17 protein-coding genes and 1 pseudogene are annotated in these 18,262 nt (G+C 64.0%); 3 read left to right on the top strand and 15 right to left on the bottom strand.

Features of this window, described 5'->3' with window-relative positions; all coding sequences use genetic code 11:
* Positions 1–56: 56 nt before the first annotated feature.
* The 15 genes from AC1DR7_RS07045 to dnaA form a co-directional block, all read right to left on the bottom strand.
* Positions 57–1,148: a PA0069 family radical SAM protein gene (locus AC1DR7_RS07045; RefSeq protein WP_478052860.1), complete on the bottom strand. Its 1,092-nt coding sequence runs from the start codon at positions 1,146–1,148 to the stop codon at positions 57–59.
* A 281-nt stretch (positions 1,149–1,429) separates the two neighbouring features.
* Positions 1,430–2,173, bottom strand: a complete 744-nt coding sequence (locus tag AC1DR7_RS07050; RefSeq protein WP_256776602.1) for a pyridoxine 5'-phosphate synthase — start codon at positions 2,171–2,173, stop codon at positions 1,430–1,432.
* 4 nt (positions 2,174–2,177) lie between these two features.
* Entirely contained in the window at positions 2,178–2,435 is a 258-nt protein-coding gene (locus AC1DR7_RS07055) for a hypothetical protein (RefSeq protein WP_457319839.1), read from the bottom strand.
* Between the two features lie 64 nt (positions 2,436–2,499).
* On the bottom strand, positions 2,500–3,960 hold the full coding sequence (gene cls / locus AC1DR7_RS07060; protein ID WP_457319841.1) for a cardiolipin synthase: 1,461 nt from the start codon (positions 3,958–3,960) through the stop codon (positions 2,500–2,502).
* A gap of 125 nt (positions 3,961–4,085) precedes the next feature.
* Positions 4,086–4,499: an ExbD/TolR family protein gene (locus AC1DR7_RS07065; RefSeq protein ID WP_038691524.1), complete on the bottom strand. Its 414-nt coding sequence runs from the start codon at positions 4,497–4,499 to the stop codon at positions 4,086–4,088.
* Positions 4,500–4,502: 3 nt separating this feature from the next.
* Positions 4,503–4,928 carry an ExbD/TolR family protein gene (locus tag AC1DR7_RS07070; protein ID WP_038691526.1) on the bottom strand — a complete coding sequence of 142 codons (426 nt, stop codon included), beginning with the start codon at positions 4,926–4,928 and terminating at the stop codon, positions 4,503–4,505.
* A gap of 57 nt (positions 4,929–4,985) precedes the next feature.
* Positions 4,986–5,747: a TonB-system energizer ExbB gene (gene exbB, locus AC1DR7_RS07075; protein ID WP_256776079.1), complete on the bottom strand. Its 762-nt coding sequence runs from the start codon at positions 5,745–5,747 to the stop codon at positions 4,986–4,988.
* An 85-nt stretch (positions 5,748–5,832) separates the two neighbouring features.
* Positions 5,833–6,501, bottom strand: a complete 669-nt coding sequence (locus tag AC1DR7_RS07080; RefSeq protein WP_478052861.1) for an energy transducer TonB — start codon at positions 6,499–6,501, stop codon at positions 5,833–5,835.
* Between the two features lie 146 nt (positions 6,502–6,647).
* Positions 6,648–7,850 (bottom strand): tetratricopeptide repeat protein, encoded by a 1,203-nt coding sequence (locus AC1DR7_RS07085; protein ID WP_478076432.1) that lies wholly within the window; start codon positions 7,848–7,850, stop codon positions 6,648–6,650.
* 132 nt (positions 7,851–7,982) lie between these two features.
* Complete coding sequence (locus AC1DR7_RS07090; protein ID WP_478051676.1) at positions 7,983–8,789, bottom strand: M48 family metallopeptidase; 807 nt, start codon at positions 8,787–8,789, stop codon at positions 7,983–7,985.
* 72 nt (positions 8,790–8,861) lie between these two features.
* Entirely contained in the window at positions 8,862–9,713 is an 852-nt protein-coding gene (locus tag AC1DR7_RS07095) for a lysostaphin resistance A-like protein (protein ID WP_478051677.1), read from the bottom strand.
* A gap of 73 nt (positions 9,714–9,786) precedes the next feature.
* Positions 9,787–12,246, bottom strand: coding sequence for a DNA topoisomerase (ATP-hydrolyzing) subunit B (gene gyrB / locus AC1DR7_RS07100; RefSeq protein WP_256776083.1), 2,460 nt, complete (start codon positions 12,244–12,246; stop codon positions 9,787–9,789).
* A gap of 114 nt (positions 12,247–12,360) precedes the next feature.
* Positions 12,361–13,458, bottom strand: a complete 1,098-nt coding sequence (gene recF / locus AC1DR7_RS07105) for a DNA replication/repair protein RecF (RefSeq protein WP_457319110.1) — start codon at positions 13,456–13,458, stop codon at positions 12,361–12,363.
* Between the two features lie 945 nt (positions 13,459–14,403).
* The gene (gene dnaN / locus AC1DR7_RS07110) at positions 14,404–15,504 is read right to left on the bottom strand and encodes a DNA polymerase III subunit beta (RefSeq protein ID WP_256776085.1); all 1,101 of its coding nucleotides are present in this window, start codon (positions 15,502–15,504) and stop codon (positions 14,404–14,406) included.
* A 276-nt stretch (positions 15,505–15,780) separates the two neighbouring features.
* Positions 15,781–17,115 (bottom strand): chromosomal replication initiator protein DnaA, encoded by a 1,335-nt coding sequence (gene dnaA / locus AC1DR7_RS07115; RefSeq protein ID WP_256776086.1) that lies wholly within the window; start codon positions 17,113–17,115, stop codon positions 15,781–15,783.
* Positions 17,116–17,369: 254 nt separating this feature from the next.
* Here dnaA and rpmH point away from each other — a divergent pair, with 254 nt between their 5' ends.
* From rpmH to AC1DR7_RS07130, 3 genes and pseudogenes are all read left to right on the top strand, one after another.
* Entirely contained in the window at positions 17,370–17,510 is a 141-nt protein-coding gene (gene rpmH / locus AC1DR7_RS07120; protein ID WP_006404565.1) for a 50S ribosomal protein L34, read from the top strand.
* 5 nt (positions 17,511–17,515) lie between these two features.
* Positions 17,516–18,010, top strand: a complete 495-nt coding sequence (rnpA, locus tag AC1DR7_RS07125) for a ribonuclease P protein component (RefSeq protein WP_256776087.1) — start codon at positions 17,516–17,518, stop codon at positions 18,008–18,010.
* A pseudogene (locus AC1DR7_RS07130) lies at positions 18,010–18,262 on the top strand (membrane protein insertase YidC); the annotation flags it as partial. The gene rnpA and the pseudogene AC1DR7_RS07130, both read left to right, overlap by 1 nt.

An 18,262-nucleotide genomic window follows, 5' to 3' on the forward strand; every position in this document is an offset into this window, starting at 1 on the left:
GTTGATCGCGACATTCGAGTATTGGCGCACATCAAGCAGAGTCTCTGGCATCGGTCTTAGAACAACGACCCCTGTGGCGAATCCACCCGCGGCGGCAACGGTCGCAAAAATTTGTCGCAATCCAGCTTCGGCCAATGGCTGTTCTGCGCGTCGAATCCGAGCCGCTTGCGCGCCAGCTTGAAGCGGCTCGACAGCAGGTCGGCGTAGACGCCTTCGCCGCGCATTCGACTGCCGAATTCGCTGTTGTAGTCCTTGCCACCGCGCAGCTGGTTGATGGTGCTCATCACGTGCGTGGCGCGGTCCGGATGATGGGTGTCCAGCCAGTCGCGGAACAGCGGGGCAACTTCAAGCGGCAGGCGCAGCAGCACGTAGCCGGCGGTGGATGCACCGGCATCGCGCGCGGCTTCCAGCACCGCTTCCAGCTCGGCATCGTTGATCCACGGAATCACCGGCGCCACCATCACCCCGACCGGGATGCCGGCGTCATGCAGGCGGCGCATCGCGCGCAGGCGGGCGTGTGGTGCCGAGGCACGCGGTTCCAGTTTTGCCGACAGGTGCGGGTCCAGCGAGGTCACCGAGAAGTGCACGCTGACCAGGTTCTGCTCGGCAAGGGGCGCGAGCAGGTCGATGTCACGCTCGACCAACGCGTTTTTGGTGATCAGCGAGAACGGATGCCGGGTTTCCAGCATCACCTCGATCAGTTGGCGCGTCAGTTTGAGCTTGCGCTCGATCGGCTGGTAGGCATCGGTGTTGATGCCCAGCGCGATCGGCTGCGGCACGTAACCCGAGCGCGAGAATTCCTTGCGCAGCAGCTGCGGCGCGTTGGTCTTGGCGAACAGCTTGGTCTCGAAGTCCAGGCCAGGCGACAGATTGAGGTAAGCATGGGAGGGGCGCGCGAAGCAGTACGAGCAGCCGTGTTCGCAGCCCCGGTACGGATTGACCGACTGACTGAAGCCCACGTCCGGCGACTTGTTGCGGCTGATGATGCTGCGCGCGGTCTCGGCACGCACTTCGGTACGCAGACGCGGCGCGGCGAATTCTTCGCTCTCCTCGGCGTCCCAACCGTCGTACACGACTTCGCTGACGGTGGCCTCGAAACGGCCCGCCAGATGCGTGGTGGAACCTCGGCCTTTGATCGCGATACCCATGGTCAAAGGCTATCGCCGGGCGATCTCAGGGGTTGAGACGTACGGCCGATGCTTCCGGGAACAGTGGTTTGGACGGAGGGGAGCGGGGTGTTCATGGCAGGCGGGCCGCAGAGGTTAATCTTTGGTTAGCAGTATTACTAACCACAACCCCACTATATCCCGAAAGTCCCGCTACGACGGGCCTCTGGCGGTACAGGTACGAATTCGTCCCCAAACTTGTCCACAGGCCACACGGGCAGGACATCGTCGGTCATGGCGCCAGTCAACGGTCGGTGAGCGCCTTACAGTAACGCCAGATATCCCTTCACCGTGGCGTCCAGCCCGGCATACAAGGCCTCACTGATCAGCGCATGGCCGATCGAGACTTCCAGCACGTCCGGCACGGCCTGCAGGAAGTCGCGCAGGTTGTCCTGCGACAGGTCGTGGCCGGCGTTTACTCCCAGCCCGGCGGCCTGGGCACGACGCGCGGCATCGGCGAACAGGGCCAGCATCGCGCTGGCGTCACCGGCGGCATGTGCTTCGGCATAGGGGCCGGTATAGAGCTCGACGCGATGGGCGCCGATCGCCGCGGCCTGGGCGATATCCGGGTTGCCGGCATCGACGAACAGGCTGACGCGGCAACCGTAGGACCGGAGCTCGGCGATCAGCGGGCGCAGCCGCTCCCCGTCGCGGGCGAAGTCGAACCCGTGGTCGGAGGTGAGCTGGCCGTCGCCGTCTGGCACCAGGGTGGCCTGGGCGGGCCGGGTCTGCGCGCACAGCGGCAGCAGGCCGGGGTAGCCTTCGCGCGGCGGGGCGAACGGGTTGCCTTCGATGTTGAACTCGACGCCACGCCGGGCGGTGAGCGACGACAGCGCGACAACGTCTTCGGCATGGATGTGCCGGCGGTCCGGGCGCGGATGCACGGTGATGCCGTGCGCGCCCGCGTCCAGGCAGGCCGTCGCGGCCTGCAGCACATCCGGGTCGGTGCCGCCGCGCGAATTGCGCAGCACGGCGATCTTGTTGACGTTGACGCTGAGCTGGGTCATGGCACTACGGGGTGTCGGTATCTTCGGTGGCGGCCTGGCGGCGGGCCTGGCCCAGTTCGCGCAGCCGGCGCAGTTCGGCGGGATCGATCACGCTGGAGATGTCGCGCTGCAGGTTGCCGAAACGCGCGACGTACAGCCCGCGCACCCAGGCCAGCAGGAACACCAGCGTCCCCAGCAGGGACAGCAGCATCACCCCATCGTGGGGCGTCTTCAGCGCCAGCGCGAATGCGCCCAGCGCCAGCAGCAGGAACAGCCAATGCATCGTCATTCTCCCCGTTGACCGGGCAAGTGTAGCGCCGCCGGCCGCTGCGGTTCCACGTGGCCGGTCACAACAGCGGCGAGGCTAGCCGGGCGAACGCCTCGGGCACCCGGTGCCGCCAGAGCGAGCGCTTGCGGTCGTTCTGCACGCGCACGGCGGCGTCGAACTCGGCGGCCAGAATGCGCTCCAGCGCGGCCACGCGATCGGCATCGACGAACATCATCGACAGCTCGAAGTTGAGCCGGAAGCTGCGGTGGTCGAAGTTGGCACTGCCGACGATGCACACGTCCTGGTCGGCGATGAAGGCCTTGGTGTGCAACATGCGCGGGCCGTATTCGTAGATCTTGACCCCGGCCAGCAGCAGTTCGTCGAAGTAGGACCGCGCCGCCTGGGTGACGAACCAGGAATCGCTCATCTTGGGCACCAGCAGGCGCACGTCCAACCCGCCGAGCGCGGCCGAGGTGAGCGCCATGCGGGCCGCTTCGCCAGGGACGAAGTAGGGCGTCACCAGCCAGACCCGTTCACGCGCCTCGTGGATGGCCGCCACCTGGAGCCGGTGGATGGTTTCCCAGGCCGAATCCGGCCCGGACACCAGCACCTGCGCATCGATGCGCCCGTCCTGGCGGCTGGGCATGTCATGCGGCCACAGCTGGGCGATGTTGAAGCGTGCCGGCTCCTGCCCGGTGGCATAGATCCAGTCCTCCACGAATACCAGCTGCAGGCTGCGCACCACGTGCCCGACCACGCGCATATGCAGGTCGCGATAGGCGTCGGGACGACGGCTTTCGTCCTCCTCGTCGGTGATGTTGATGCCGCCGGTGAAGGCCATGCGGCCGTCGATCACCACCAGCTTGCGGTGGGTGCGCATGTTCAACCACGGCCGCTTGAACGGCTTGAGCAGCTGCCGCGGATGGAACCAGGCCACCTCGCCGCCGGCGTCCAGCAGCGGCTGCAGGAAGCGCTTGCGGATGCCCGAGGAACCCACTGCGTCCAGCAGCAGGCGCACGCGCACGCCGGCCTGGGCGCGCTCGACCAGCGCATCGCGCAAGGCGGTACCGGCGTGGTCCGGGTTGAAGATGTAGTACTCCACGTGCAGGTGGTCCTGGGCAGTCGCCACCGCCGCCAGCAACGTGCGGTAAGTCGCCGCACCGTCGACCAGCCACTCCACCTCGGTGGCCGAGCTGGGCGCCAGCCCGGTAGTGGCCTGGGCGATCTTGGACAGCTCGGTGCAGTCCGCGTCGGGCGGGCACACGCTGCTGTAGTGCTCCATGCCCGAGCGCGCGCGACCGCGACGCAGGCGCTGCCGCTTCACTTTCTGCGGGCCCAGCAGGTAATAGATGAACAACCCCAGGTAGGGCAGGGCGGCCATCGACAGGATCCAGCTCAGCGTGGCTACCGGCTCGCGCTTCTGCAGCATGATCCAGCCGGTCAGCCAGAGCAGGTAGAGGATGTAGGCCGCCACCAGCAACGGACGGAGGTGCGGGACGGCGTCGAGCCAGGCCGCGAGGGCAGGGTAGGTGGCGAGCATGCGCGGATGATAGCGGGCCGCGCGCGTCCCGTGCGCGCGCGCGGCGTTGGCCAGTGGCGGGGCAAAAAAAAACGCCCCTCTTCCAAGGGGCGTTTTCCAGTCGCGTCATGACTGCGTCGTGCGGTTTACTGCTGTACGAAGCCGATCTTCTTCATCTGAGCATTCTTCGCGGCAGCCAACACCTTGGCCATCACGTCGTACTCGGAGTCCGGGCTGGCGTCGATGCGCAGTTCCGGCTGGTTCGTCGGGTCCTTCTGGACCTCCTGTTCCATCCGCTGCTGCAGCTCGCCGGTCGCGACCGGGCTGTTGTTCCACGAGACCTGGTTGCTGGCGTCGATCTTGAGTTCGATCGGCGGCGGCGGCTCGACCAGCTGCGGCGGTGGGTTGAGCACGCGCTGCGGCAGGTCCACGGCGATCGGGTACGTCATGATCGGCGCGGTGACGATGAAGATGATCAACAGCACCAGCATCACGTCCACGAGGGGCGTGACGTTGATGTCGGCCATGGGGCCTTTATTACCACCAGTACTGAACGCCATGGCTTACTGCCCCTTCTCTTTGGTGGCAACGAAGCCAACGTCGAGCATGCCCTGTTCCTGCGCGATCTTCGTCATCTCGTTGATGACGCGCATCTTGGTGGTGCGGTCACCACGCAGGTTGAGGGGCGGCTGCGGAGTCTGCTGGGCGGCGGTCGACAAGCGGGACTCGAGGGTCTGCTTGTTGATTTCCTCGTCGTTCCAGTAGATCGAGCCGTCTTCCTTGACTGCCAGGGTGATCGGGCCCGAACGCTTCTCAGCGTCTTCCGGGTTCTGCACCAGGTTGGCCTCCGGCAGATCCACCTTGACCTTGTGGGACATCAGAGGCGCCGTGATGATGAAGATGATCAGCAGCACCAGCATCACGTCCACGAGGGGCGTAACGTTGATGTCGGCCATGGGGCCGCCGCTGTTACCACTACTGAAAGCCATAACGGGCTCCGTCTAGATCGTGTTGACTACGTTCTCGCTCGGTGAAGCGCGTCGCAATTAGCGGACGCGCGAACCGGTGGCGAAGAAGTCGTGCAGGTCGTGAGCGAACGTATCGAACTTGCTGATCGTGGCGCTGTTGATCTTGCTGAAGAAGTTGAAGGCGAACACGGCCGGGATAGCCACGAACAGACCGATGGCGGTCATGATCAGTGCTTCACCCACCGGGCCGGCAACGGCGTCGATCGAGGCGGAACCGGTGGCACCGATCTTGATCAGCGCGCCGTAGATGCCCCACACGGTACCCAGCAGACCGACGAACGGAGCGGTTGCACCGACGGTGGCCAGCAGGGTCATGCCCGACTGCAGGTTGTTGCTTTCGCGGGTCACGGCCTGACGCAGGGCGCGATCGACGAATTCCGAACGGCTCAGGTTCTCACCCAGGCCACCGGTTGCGCCGCCTTCGGCACGCTGGTGGTGGGCAGCTGCCTGGGCAGCGTCGAGCGCGATCTTGGAGAACGGCTCGGAAGCCGGCTGTTCTTCCATGGCACGGATGGCATCCTGCGCGTTCGGGGTATCCCAGAACAGGCTCACGACCTTGTCGGCCGCGCTCTTCAGGCGGGTTGCACGGAAGATGTTGATGACGGTCCAGTACCAGGACATGGCCGACATGACGATCAGGGTCAGCAACACGACCCAGGAGACGGCGAAGTCACCCGGCTGGGTGGTCATTTCGTGGATCAAGTGCTCGAAGCCCATCTGCGAGAGGGCGTTCGACGGGTTGCCCCCAGCAGCAGCGGCGATGAAGAGTTCCTGCAGCATGACGCTTACCTTTGTTGTGTGTGGTGATGAATGGTGTTGCTACAAATAACCGACGGGACGGTGGCCGGCGGGCCACCGCGAACCATCAGTTCAGCGCAAAGTTGACCGGGACGCGAACGCGACCTGCGACCTTCTTCCCGCCCGACTCCGCAGAACGGAAGCTCCACTTGCGAGCTGCTTCCATTGCGGCGCGGTCGAGGTCACGGTTACGGCTGGACCGTTCGACCGACACATTGGTGACGTTGCCATTGGCATCGACATCAATGATCAGGATGACTTCACCCTGGATACCTGCACGGAAAGCAGCCGGCGGGTAACGCGGGGGGTTCATGTTCTTCGAGGAGATATCGACACTGGCCTCGATCGTGCTCGGCGGCGCGGGCGGCGACGGCGGGCTCGGAGGAGTGACGATGTCGTTCGCACGCGGTTCCGGCACGTCGACCACAGGAGCCTGCGGCGGTGGCGGCACCGGCGACGGCTTCGGCGGCGACAGGTTCTTGACCGGCGGCGGCGGCGTTTCAGTCGGCGGCGGCGGCGGCGGCGGCGGTGGGGGCGGCGGCGGAGCGTCGACCAGGGTCACCATGATGTTGCGTTCCTTCTCCGCAGCAGCCTTGGGGGCCACGGCGGGGATCAGAAGCATCATGAAGGCGGTGAGATGCAGTGCGATTACAAAAGCGATACCCACGATCCGCGGCCAGCTGAAGCCGGTGTCATCGCGTTGTTCGTACCTGTGAACGACTAGTTGTTCCGTCATGCGCCAAGAGCTCATTAGTGGGGCCGGGATACCCGGGGACAGGTAGCCCATGATCAGCGGTGCATGACACCGCAGGAACCTCCAAGCTTATACCAATCCTGAGCGCCTGCGCATCACTGTGGCAGGCATTCAGGCGTTATTCCCACTTACTTCAGGTTGATGATTTTGTCAGCATCCTTGGGGTTCTTCACGCCCTTGGCTTTCGCCTGGCGCGCCGCTTCCTTGGCCTGCGGAATACGACCTTCCTGATACAGCACCTTGGCCAGGTTCAGGTAGGTTTCACCGTCCTTGGAAAGCGGGGCGGCGTTCTGCCACGCCTGGATGGCCTTGTCCGTCTGTTGCGGGTCGGAGTAGTAGTACGCCTGGGCCTGGGCCAGGTACACCTGGTAGTCCGGCTTCAGGATGCCCTTCTGCAACCCATCATTGATAACGGCAATTACGTCCTTTTCTTTGCCCTCGGTGTTGGCATAGATCGAATACAGCTGCTTGTATTCACGTTCGTCGGTGAGCTGACCGGCCGTGTACAGCTTGCCCATCACCGCGCCGGCCTTGTCCATCTGGTCAGCCTGCATGTACATGCTGGCCAGATTGAGCTGGGCCTTCTTGTCGGTCGGGTTCTTGGTGGCCAGCGCTTCGGCCTGCTTGACCGCTTCACCGGTCTGGCCGGCTTCGGACATGGCCGCCATCAACAGCTGGTTCCAGTTGTCCTTCGGCTCGGGCGAGCCGGCGATGGCCTGCTGCAGCACCGGGATGGCATCGGCGTAGCGCTCGGCCTGGTACAGCGCCTGGCCCTTGATGACCAGTTCTTCCGGCTTGGTCGACTTGCTTTCGGCCAGGTACTTGTCCAGCGTGGCCAGGCCCGCGGCGGTCTCGTTGTCCTGCAACTGCAGCTGGGCCAGCATCAGCATCGACTGGAAGTGGCCGTTGTTTTCCAGGCCGTTGAATTCCAGCACCTGCTGCAGGTACTTMTTGGCCGCAGCGGAGTCGTCGGTGTTGTAGGCGGCCTGGGAGCCCAGCTGCGCGGCCAGCGACTTGTCGTAGGTGTTGGCGGCGGGGTTGGCCAGGATTTCATCGGCCAGGGCCCGGGTTTCCGGGAACTTCTGGTCGTTGTAGCTGTCAATCAGCTTCTGCAGCTTGCTGCCGAGCTTGGCCGACGCCTTGAGGTTCGGCTCCTGGCGGGTCGCGTTCGGGTAGAGCGCCTCGGCCTTGGCCTGCTTGTTGCCACCGCTGCGGCCACCACGCTCGGACGAGCGGGAGGACTGGGCGAAGGCATCGGTGACCACGGCGCCACCAATGGCGGTCGCGATGAGGACGGAAAGGACGGCTTGCTTGTGATTGCTGAAAATCATCTTTCACCTCGATCGAACCGCCGCAGCGGCATCAAAACGGACTGTCAGAAAAATCTGAGCCGCCAAACGTATCAGAAACTGATGGCGTGAGAAATCGTTTCCGATGCTGCAATACAGCATCTTTTGCGCTGATCACCCGCACTTCGGCTTCCGCCCCGCTGCCTGCGCCTGCTGGTACACCCCGGCCAGGGCCGGCGCGTCGCGCTGCAGTTCGCGGATACGGTTGGCCGGGTCCGGGTGGGTGGACAGCCATTGCGGGGAGCGCCCGCCACTGGCGGCCATCATGTTCTGCCACAGGTTGACCGCCTGGCCGGGGTCGAACCCGGCCTCGGCCATCAGCCGTTGGCCGACCACGTCGGCTTCGTTTTCCTGGGCACGGGAGCCGGGGAGCAGGAAGGCCGCCTGCGCGGTCATGCCACCAAACTGATTGACAGTGTTGGCCGCACCTTCGCCGCCGGCCGCGCCGGCCAGGAGGCCTGCCACGGCTAACCCTGTGTTCGCTGTCATCTGCCGGGTCAGTCGTTCCTCGTGGTGCCGCGAGATGACATGGCCGATCTCGTGGCCGATCACCGCCGCCAGCTGATCTTGGTTCTTGGCCACGGTGAAGATGCCGGTATTCACCCCGACCTTGCCGCCTGGCAGCGCAAAGGCATTGGGTTCCTTGTCGACGAACACCGCCGTCTCCCACCGTACGCCACGGTACTGTGGCGGCAACTGGGCAACCAGCGCGTTGACCACGCACTGCACATAGCCGTTCTGGCGGCCATCGGTGCTGATCGTTTCCTTCTGCTTGGTCTCGGTAAACGCCTGCGCGCCGAGTTGGTCGAGTTCGGCCTGCGACACACCGCCCACCATCTGCCGGCGCCCGGTGGGCGAGGTGGTGGTGGCGCAGGCACTGACCAACACCGCAAGCGCAACGCCGAACAGCACTGGTTTCATCGCAGGTCCCCCGTGTTCATGTGCCCAGTGTGTAGGGCCCGGATGTAAATTTTCGTCAAGCGGGCGCGACGCTCAGTGAAGGCCAAGGAACACCAGCGCAGCCAGCGCGATCGCGTTGTTGAGTCCATGCGCCACGATCGGTGCCCATAGCGTACCGGTGCGCTGGTACAACCACGCAAACGCGGCGCCCATGCCGCCGTAGACCAGCCACAACTGGGCGATTTCCCAAGGGCCATTGGCGCTGGTGCCGGGAATTTCATGGATGAGCGCGAACGCCAGGCTGCTCAGCAGCATGCCCAGCCACATGCGGCCGGCCTGCCACAGGCGCCCGAACAGGACGCGACGGAACAGCAGTTCTTCGTAGGCCGGCGCAAGCACAACCGCAAACAGCGCGAGGAACCACGGGAAGCGGGTGAGGGCCTGTTCCATCAGCGCCAGGTTGGTCGGCACCGGTTCGATTCCGGCCTGCTTGGCCAGATAGGCGATGAGGTTGCTGCCGATCACCACGCCGGTGGCGACCAACAGCGTCCAGCCCCAGGTGGAGGGACGGCGTGCGGCCTGCAGCGAGGCGTTGCGTTCGCCGGCATCAGCACGGCGGCGCAGGAAATACAGCAGCAGCGCAGTGCCGCCGGTGGCGACCAGCGCCATGACGATCTGCGCCAGGGCACCGGGTTGGCCCAGTTGCTGGGCCAGGGCGCTGGCGTCGATCGCGTTGCCTTGACGTGCCGCTTCGGAGCCGACGACGGCGCCGCGGTACAGACCCCAGATCAGCCCACTAAGCAGGCTGAGCCCGAACAACGCCACGATGGCGATGCCCAGGTCGATGAAGAAACCCGCGACGGGCGATCGCGGCTTGCCGCCGGATGCGGTGGTTGAGGCAGGGGGCAGCGGAGGCGTGGTGGACGCCGGGGCAGTAGCGGACATCGGATTCCTGGCATCGAAAGGCGATGGCCGGCACGGTTGCAGGTCGCAACCGGCCGGCACTGCTTCGATTGTGTCAGATATCCAGGTTGGCGACCTTCAACGCGTTGTCTTCGATGAAGTCGCGACGCGGTTCGACCACATCGCCCATCAGGGTGCTGAAGATCTGGTCCGCAGCGACCGCATCTTCGATGCGCACCTGCAGCAGGCGGCGGGTGTCGGGGTTCACCGTGGTATCCCACAGCTGTTCCGGGTTCATTTCGCCCAGGCCCTTGAAGCGCTGGATCTGGCGACCCTTCTTGGCTTCATCGAGCAGCCAATTGCGCGCGTCGGCGAAGCTTTCGATCTCCACCGACTTGGCGCCGCGGCTGATCTTGGCGCCGTTGCGGACCAGGCCGTGCAGCAGCAGCGAGGACTGGTGCAGAGCACGCAGTTCGCCGGTTTCGAAGGCCACCAGCGGCAACACCTGGATCATCTGTTCGCCCATGTGGCGACGCGTGACCAGCAGTGCGGCCGGGCGCTCGTCGGTGGGTTCCTGCAGTTCCAGGCTGAAACGCGGCGAGCCCAGGCTGCCCTTGTTGAGGCGGGTAGCCAGCGCGGCCAGACCTTCGTCTGCGCCGGCCTTGCGCAGGTGCTCCAGGTCCATCGGGGTGAAATCGATCAGGGCTTCGAGCACCTGGCGATCGTAGCGATGGGTGTTGCGCGCGATGGTTTCCTGCGCCGAGGCGTAGGAAAGCAGCAGCTTCTCCAGGGCGACGCCTTCGATGCCCGGCTCGCCTTCGGCCGGAATCAGCGACGCGTTTTCCACCGCGCTGCTGGCCAGGTACGCATCCAGCGCCGGGTCGTCCTTGAGGTACTGCTCCTGTTTGCCCTGCTTGATCTTGTACAGCGGCGGCAGGCCGATGTAGATGTGCCCGCGCTCGATCAACTCCGGCATCTGACGGTAGAAGAAGGTCAACAGCAGCGTACGGATGTGCGCGCCGTCGACGTCGGCGTCGGTCATGATGATGATGCGGTGGTAGCGCAGCTTGTCCGGGTTGTACTCGTCGCGACCGATGCCGGTGCCCAGCGCGGTGATCAGCGTACCGACCTGGTCGGAGGCCAGCATGCGGTCGAAACGCGCGCGTTCCACGTTGAGGATCTTGCCGCGCAGCGGCAGCACCGCCTGGTTCTTGCGGTTGCGGCCCTGCTTTGCCGAGCCACCTGCCGAGTCACCCTCGACGATGAACAGCTCGGACAGCGCCGGATCCTTTTCCTGGCAATCGGCCAGCTTGCCCGGCAGGCCGGCGATATCCAGCGCGCCCTTGCGGCGGGTCAGGTCGCGCGCCTTGCGCGCGGCTTCGCGGGCACGGGCGGCATCGACGATCTTGCCGGCAATCGCCTTGGCTTCGTTCGGGTTTTCCTGCAGGAACTCTTCCAGACGTTGGCCGAACGCGCTTTCCACGGCCGGGCGCACGTCGGAGCTGACCAGCTTTTCCTTAGTCTGACTGGAGAAGCTCGGGTCCGGCACCTTCACCGACAGCACCGCGATCATGCCTTCGCGCATGTCATCGCCGGTCAGGTTGATCTTGGCCTGCTTGGCGATGCCGTTCTGCTCGATGTAGTTGTTGAGCACGCGGGTCAGCGCACCGCGGAAGCCGGCCAGGTGCGTACCGCCGTCCTTCTGCGGGATGTTGTTGGTAAAGCAGTACATCGTTTCCTGGTAGGAATCGGTCCACTGCAACGCCACATCCACGGTGATGCCGTTGGATTCGCCGGTTACCGAGATCACGTTCGGGTGCAGCGGGGTCTTCAGCTGCGCCAGATGCTCCACGAAGCTGCGGATACCACCTTCGTAGTGGAAGTCGTCGCGGCGGCCGTCGCCACGCTCGTCGGCCAGGACGATCTTGACGCCGGAATTGAGGAAGGACAGCTCACGCAGGCGACGGGCCAGGATGTCGTAGTGGAACTCGACGTTATCGTGGAACGCCTTTACCGACGGCCAGAAGCGCAGGGTGGTGCCGCGCTTGGTGCTGGCTTCGAGCTGCTTCAGCGGATTGACCGCGGCGCCATCGGCAAATTCCTGCTGGTAATGGAAGCCGCCCTGGAAAATATCCAGGACCAGCTTCTGCGACAGGGCGTTGACCACGCTGACGCCGACGCCATGCAGGCCGCCGGAGACTTTGTAGCTGTTGTCATCGAACTTGCCGCCGGCGTGCAGGACGGTCATCACCACTTCGGCCGCGGAGACTTCGCGGTCGAGCTTCTTGCTCATCTGCTCGTGCTTGCCGGTGGGGATGCCGCGCCCGTTGTCGGACACCGAGACCGAACCGTCGGCGTGGATGATCACCGATACGGCGTCGGCGTGGCCGGCCAAGGCTTCGTCGATGGAGTTGTCGACCACCTCGAACACCATGTGGTGCAGACCGGTACCGTCATGGACGTCGCCGATATACATACCGGGACGCTTGCGAACCGCCTCCAGGCCTTCCAGGGCGGTAATGCTGTTGGCGTCGTAGTTGCCGCTATTTGCCGGGGTGTTCTGTTCTTCAGTCATTGCGCTTGCCGTAGGCTCCGCAGGTCGGGCCGCCACCGTGAGGCGGGGCGCCGAGTAATAAGGGGTTGCAACAGCAATTATACCAGCCGGGCACCGTGGCCCTCCGGGAGCCCACTATGGCACAGGCTGGACCTGTCCATGTTCCACGTGGAACCGGGTGATATGCGTTGCGTCGTTAAGCGCTGCCGGTATCTCGGTGGCGGTGATGAATATCTGCGCGGGTCCTGCCTTCAATCGGTCCAGTACCCGCGCCTGGTGGGTGCGGTCGAGTTCTGATGCCAGGTCATCAAGCGCGATCACCGGCCATTCCCCACGCTGTTCGGCGTAATCCTCGGCTTGGGCGAGCAGGCAAGTGAGGGCGGTGAGCTTGGCCTGCCCGCGCGACAGGGCGTCACGGCCGGGAATGGTGGCAAAACCCACGCTCCAGTCCGCGCGATGCGGACCCACCGAGGTGTAGCCGGCCATGCGGTCGCGTTCGCGCGCCAGCAGCAGCGCATCGGACAGGGACAGTTCCTGCTTGCGCCAGCCCGGATTGAGCGTCATCGACTGGATATCGAGGTTAGGCGCAAGCGCTTCGGCCAAGGCGATGGTGCGGTCCTGCAGGCGTTCGAGGTAATGCTGGCGACGCGTGGTCAACGGTTCGCCGGCCTCGGCCAGTTCTCGATCCCAGGCGTCCAGTGCGTGGGGATGCCCGCCCTGCTTGAGTAGCGCATTGCGCTGCTTGAGGGCACGCGAGTAGCGCCGCCACAGGGAGAGGAAGTCTGGTTCCACGTGGAACAACCCCCAGTCGAGGAAGCGCCGACGCGGTTCACCGCCACCGCTGACCAATGCGTGGCTGCCCGGCTCGAACGTCACCACCGCCAGCGCAGCGCAAAGATTGCCGAGCTGGGCAACATCCTCGCCATCCAAGCGACCTTTCCAGTCCTGGCCGCTGTGGCGCAGTCCTGCTTTACGCCGCGTGGAACTTGGCGCGCCTTCGCGCTGCTCGTCCCACTCGACGAACACCTCCAAAGCCTCCTGCCCTTGCCGCACCAGGCCATCGCGCACCCGTCCGCGGAAGCTGCGCCCGTACGCCATGACATGCAAGGCTTCCAGCACGCTGGTTTTGCCCGCCCCGTTGTCGCCGGTAATCAGGTTGATGCCCGGTTGGGGCGCCAGTTCCACGTGATCGAAGCGGCGAACCTGGTGCAGGGACAAACGGCGGATGTGCATGCGGTCGATCAAGGCCGCACGAGGCGGCAGTCGGGTAGGGGGAATCGATCAGCTTACTGCATCGGACCGGTTCCACGTGGCCGGCGATGCAAACGCCGCACTTGGGCCGATATGCCGGCACTGGGGGCTTATGCCCGGAAGGGCGTCTGTCAGCGACCGCTCTGGGCACCCCGAATTCTTTGAAATCTGAGGCGCGAGCAGGGCGGGTGCCGTGCAGATTTGAAGAAATTGCGCGCGTTTTACGCATCGCTCTTCTAGGCCGAACGTCGGCTTGGGCGCAAATCCTTCAAATCTGGACGGGCCACCCAGGCCTGCATATCCAGATCTGACGAGATTCAACGCCTTTGCCGCTGGCTATCCACAGGGGTCATGTATTGCTTCTGCACAACTACTGTAGCGGCTGTGGATAAAAAGTGCCCTTTTAGAAGGGCTGAAAGATATCCACAGGATGACCCCCAGGCCCAGACCCTCTTTTACAGGGGGTTTCGAGGTCAATTAACCCTTATATTTCAACTAGATAAGGTACTTTTCAACCAAATCTGGCCCTACCACCACCACCTAGCTTTAGATTTATATACAGTTTTTAAAGCATAGAGCTGTGATCCAGCGGGCGAATCAGGAGCCGTCCGACCGCGGATCAGGCCGAGGCGAAACCACACGCAGCTGCTTCAGGATCGGGCGAGATTCGAAGAGGATGGTCTGCTGGCAATCGGTGCGGATCCTTTGAGGCTTGTGTTAGCGAAGCAAGGCAGTTCAGCGCGAGCGGTGCGACTCTGATTACCGACCGCTGCCGTCCTGGCCAACGTCGACGCGGTTTCGGGTTCACCCCATGATGATTGCCAATGCTCCACGTGGAACATGGATCATTCGAAGGCTGAAAAAAAAACCCGGCACGAGGCCGGGTTTCTTCAAAACATCGGTTCCACGTGGAACCAAGCGCTCAGGTCACAGGCGCAGCGGCATCACCACATGACGCGACTTCTCGCTGCTGGCTTCGCGGACCAGGGCCGACGAGTTCGAATCACGCAGCTGGATCACCACGAACTCATCGCGCAGTGCCGACAACGCGTCCAGCAGGTAGTTCACATTGAAGCCGATGGCCAGATCGCTGACCGTGGTATCGGCCTCGATCTCTTCCTGGGCTTCTTCCTGCTCCGGGTTGTGCGCGCTGATCTTGAGGTTGCCCGGCGAGACTTCCACGCGGATACCGCGGTACTTTTCGTTGGACAGGATCGCGGCGCGCTGCAGCGAGGCACGCAGTGCTTCACGATCGACCTTCACTTCGCGATCGGCGCCGATCGGGATCACGGCCTCGTAATCCGGGAAACGGCCGTCGATCAGCTTCGAGGTGAAGGTGACATCGTCGCGCTTGACCCGCACGTGGCTGCGGCCGACTTCCAACTCGATCTCGCGATCGCCGCTTTCCAGCAGACGCTGGAGTTCGGTCACGCCCTTGCGCGGCACGATGATCTGACGCTTGGCGCCGCTGGCCTTTTCCAGGTCGGTCTCGCACAGCGCAAGACGATGGCCGTCGGTGGCAACGGTTCGCAGGGCATCGCCGCGCAGGTCGAACAGCAAACCGTTGAGGTAATACCGCACGTCCTGCTGGGCCATCGCGAACGCGGTGCGCTCGATCAGCTCCTTCAGGGTGGCTTCGCCGATCGCCACGCGCTCGGTGGCTTCCACTTCGTCCACCGACGGGAAGTCGTTGGCCGGCAGGGTTGCCAGGGTGAAGCGGCTGCGGCCGGCCTGCACGGTGATCTTGTCACCGGTCTGCGAGACGGTGATCCGGCTGCCGTCGGGCAGGGCGCGGATGATCTCGAACAGTTTGCGTGCGGGGATGGTGGTCTCGCCGTCCTGGGCATCTTCCACCGCGATCCGCGACACCATTTCCACTTCCAGGTCCGTACCGGTCAGCGACAGCTGCCCGTTCTGCACCTGGACCAGGAAATTAGCCAGAACCGGCAGGGTCTGGCGGCGTTCGACCACGTTGACGACTTGTGCCAACGGCTTGAGAAAGGCTTCGCGCTGCAGTGTGAAACGCATGTGGTTCCGTGCCCCTATGCTTTAAAAAAATGTGGAATAAATCAAAAGCTTGGTGGTGATGGTAGCGCCAGAATCGCGGGAAAACACAGCTAAGTCTTTGTAAACAAAAGGGTTTCAGGCCTCGAAACCCTCTGCATTACTGGCCCCGAAGGGGAGGGCAATGCTGTGGATAACTTCGCGCCCAGATTGAACGGCGTTTTTATCCACACCCTGTCCCCTGCTTGCTACCGGATTCTGCACCGTTTTATGCGATGACGCCTTAGCGGCGTACATGCATCATTCGCTCAACTTCCGGATCAGCTTGTCCCAGTCTTCCCGCAACTTGCCGTCCGCTTCCATCAACGTCCGGATCTGCCGGCAGGCATGCAGCACCGTGGTGTGGTCCCGGCCGGCAAAGGCGTCGCCGATTTCCGGCAGGCTGTGCTCGGTCAGTTCCTTGGTCAGCGCCATGGCTACCTGGCGCGGACGGGCCAACGACCGGGTCCGGCGCTTGGACAGCAGATCCTTGATCTGCAGCCCGTAGTAGTCGGCCACGGTTTTCTGGATGTTGGGAATGCTGATTGCCTGCTGCTGGGCGCGCAGCAGGTCGCGCAGGGTTTCCTGCGCAAAATCAGTGGTGATCGCACGGCCGGTGAAGTTGGCGCGTGCGGCCAGAGTATTCAGCGCACCCTCGAGGTCGCGGACATTGGAGCGCATTTTCTTGGCAATCAGAAACGCCACATCGTCGGGGATCTCGGTGCCACGCTCGCGTGCCTTGGCCAGCACGATCGCGGCGCGGGTCTCGAAGTCCGGCGGCTCGATGGCCACCGACAGACCCCAGGCCAGTCGCGACTTCAGCCGTGCTTCCAGGCCCTCGACTTCGCGCGGGTACCGGTCGCAGGTCAGGATGATCTGCTGCTTGCCGTCGAACAGGGCATTGAACGTATGGAAGAACTCTTCCTGGGTACGGTCCTTGCCGGCGAAGAACTGGATGTCATCGATCAGCAGCGCGTCCACCTGCTGGAACTGGCGCTTGAACTGATCCATGGTTTTTTCCTGCAACGCCCGGATCATCGCGCTGAAGAACTGTTCCGACCGCAGGTACAGCACCTTGGCGCCCGGGTTGGCCTGGCGCATCGCATTGCCGGCCGCGAACATCAGGTGGGTCTTGCCCAGGCCGGTGCCGCCGTACAACAGCAACGGGTTGTGCGCCCGGTCGCCCGGTTTCTGCGCCGCCTGGAACGCCGCGGCCAGGCCCAGCTGATTGCTGCGACCCTCCACGAAGTTGGCGAAGGTGTAGTGGGAATCCAGGTTGCCGGCGAACGGCACCAGCGGCTCGGCCGGCACGACAGGCGCGGAGAAGCCCGGATTGGACGCAATCTGCGCCTCTACGGCGCGCGGACGCGAGCCGATTTCAAGAAAAACGTCGCCAAAGCCGGCGAAGTGCGCCAGCAGTTCCTTGATGCGCGGCAGGTACAGCTCGCGCACCTGGTCGACAATGAAGGCATTTGGCGCATAAAGCACCAGGCTGTCCACGCGCAGATCGGCCTGCAGCGGCTTCAACCAGGTGTGAACATCCTCGGGCGGGAACTCCGCTTCAAGGCGTTCGAGACAACGGGACCAGGCATCCATCGGCAATAATCGTCTGGGGCCAGGGGACAGGCGTGGAAAACCGCCGCACCGCAGGCCGGAAGGGGGAAAGAATGGATGGCGCAGACTACCACCGACGAGGGGGGCCGGGAATGGTTGTCCCGAAGTTATTCACAAAATGATCCACAGCTATTGCACAGCCCAATGAATTCCCGTAGTGACAAGCACTTGACGGCACCTTGATCAGGTCTATAGAATTTCCGGTTCTTTCCGTCCCCTTCATATAGAGGCCCCGCATGGCCACCAAGCGCACTTTCCAACCCAGCAACCTCAAGCGTAAGCGCGACCATGGCTTCCGTGCCCGTATGAAGACCGCTGACGGCCGCAAGATCCTGTCGCGTCGCCGCGCCAAGGGCCGTAAAGTCCTGAGCGCTTGATTGCAATGCCGCTTCCCGCGGCAGACGCAATCCTGACTGTGAGCAGTTCCGACCCGCGCAAGCGATTCCCTCGCTCTGCGCGGGTCCGTACGCGTGCCGAATATACAACGGTCTTCAACGGCGCCCGCCGTGTGTCCGATCCGCTGATGACCCTGCACTGGCTGAAGAGCGATACGCCAGCCAGGTTGGGTCTCGCCGTGTCGCGCAAAGTCGATCCCCGAGCCGTGGGTCGCAACCGAGTAAAGCGTGTGCTGCGCGATGCCACACGCCACCTACGGCCGTGGATGAGTGCCGGCGATTTTGTCGTCGTTGCCCGTAGCGCCGCCCGTACCGCCAGCAACTCAGAACTCCGCCAGGCCTTTGAACGCCTGCTGCGCCGTCTTGGCGCATTGCCCATGCCGGGCGCGGACGGCACAATGCCGCCGCCCCTGGGCGTTGTACCCCTTTCTTCCCAGCCCGAGCCGGCATCGCATGCCGGCCCCGTCGAGCCTGCCCGCTGATGAACCAGACCCGCGTTTTCCTGATTTTTGCCTGGCTGATGGTGGCCGTGTTGCTGTGGATGGAGTGGGGCCGCGACAAGGCCGCACCGACCCCGCCGCCGGTTGCCGCGCAGACCCAGGCAACCGTGCCGGGCGCGGCAGGTTCCATCCCCGGTGCGTCGGTGCCGCAGGCCCCGGGTAGCGCCCCGGCGACCCAGCCGGCCGCGCAGGCCCAGGCCGGCGCCGCCCGCGTCACCGTCACCACCGACGTAC

The sequence above is a fragment of the Stenotrophomonas sp. P5_A9 genome (assembly GCF_056400525.1).

What these genes read in the sequence shown, in the direction of transcription:
- gyrB (WP_256776083.1), bottom strand. Translation starts at nt 12,246, where the DNA reads ATGACTGAAGAACAGAACACCCCGGCAAATAGCGGCAACTACGACGCC.
- AC1DR7_RS07050 (WP_256776602.1), bottom strand. Translation starts at nt 2,173, where the DNA reads ATGACCCAGCTCAGCGTCAACGTCAACAAGATCGCCGTGCTGCGCAAT.
- AC1DR7_RS07070 (WP_038691526.1), bottom strand. Translation starts at nt 4,928, where the DNA reads ATGGCTTTCAGTAGTGGTAACAGCGGCGGCCCCATGGCCGACATCAAC.
- AC1DR7_RS07095 (WP_478051677.1), bottom strand. Translation starts at nt 9,713, where the DNA reads ATGTCCGCTACTGCCCCGGCGTCCACCACGCCTCCGCTGCCCCCTGCC.
- AC1DR7_RS07080 (WP_478052861.1), bottom strand. Translation starts at nt 6,501, where the DNA reads ATGACGGAACAACTAGTCGTTCACAGGTACGAACAACGCGATGACACC.
- AC1DR7_RS07090 (WP_478051676.1), bottom strand. Translation starts at nt 8,789, where the DNA reads ATGAAACCAGTGCTGTTCGGCGTTGCGCTTGCGGTGTTGGTCAGTGCC.
- recF (WP_457319110.1), bottom strand. Translation starts at nt 13,458, where the DNA reads ATGCACATCCGCCGTTTGTCCCTGCACCAGGTTCGCCGCTTCGATCAC.
- AC1DR7_RS07065 (WP_038691524.1), bottom strand. Translation starts at nt 4,499, where the DNA reads ATGGCGTTCAGTACTGGTGGTAATAAAGGCCCCATGGCCGACATCAAC.
- cls (WP_457319841.1), bottom strand. Translation starts at nt 3,960, where the DNA reads ATGCTCGCCACCTACCCTGCCCTCGCGGCCTGGCTCGACGCCGTCCCG.
- rpmH (WP_006404565.1), top strand. Translation starts at nt 17,370, where the DNA reads ATGGCCACCAAGCGCACTTTCCAACCCAGCAACCTCAAGCGTAAGCGC.
- dnaN (WP_256776085.1), bottom strand. Translation starts at nt 15,504, where the DNA reads ATGCGTTTCACACTGCAGCGCGAAGCCTTTCTCAAGCCGTTGGCACAA.
- exbB (WP_256776079.1), bottom strand. Translation starts at nt 5,747, where the DNA reads ATGCTGCAGGAACTCTTCATCGCCGCTGCTGCTGGGGGCAACCCGTCG.
- dnaA (WP_256776086.1), bottom strand. Translation starts at nt 17,115, where the DNA reads ATGGATGCCTGGTCCCGTTGTCTCGAACGCCTTGAAGCGGAGTTCCCG.
- AC1DR7_RS07055 (WP_457319839.1), bottom strand. Translation starts at nt 2,435, where the DNA reads ATGCATTGGCTGTTCCTGCTGCTGGCGCTGGGCGCATTCGCGCTGGCG.
- rnpA (WP_256776087.1), top strand. Translation starts at nt 17,516, where the DNA reads ATGCCGCTTCCCGCGGCAGACGCAATCCTGACTGTGAGCAGTTCCGAC.
- AC1DR7_RS07045 (WP_478052860.1), bottom strand. Translation starts at nt 1,148, where the DNA reads ATGGGTATCGCGATCAAAGGCCGAGGTTCCACCACGCATCTGGCGGGC.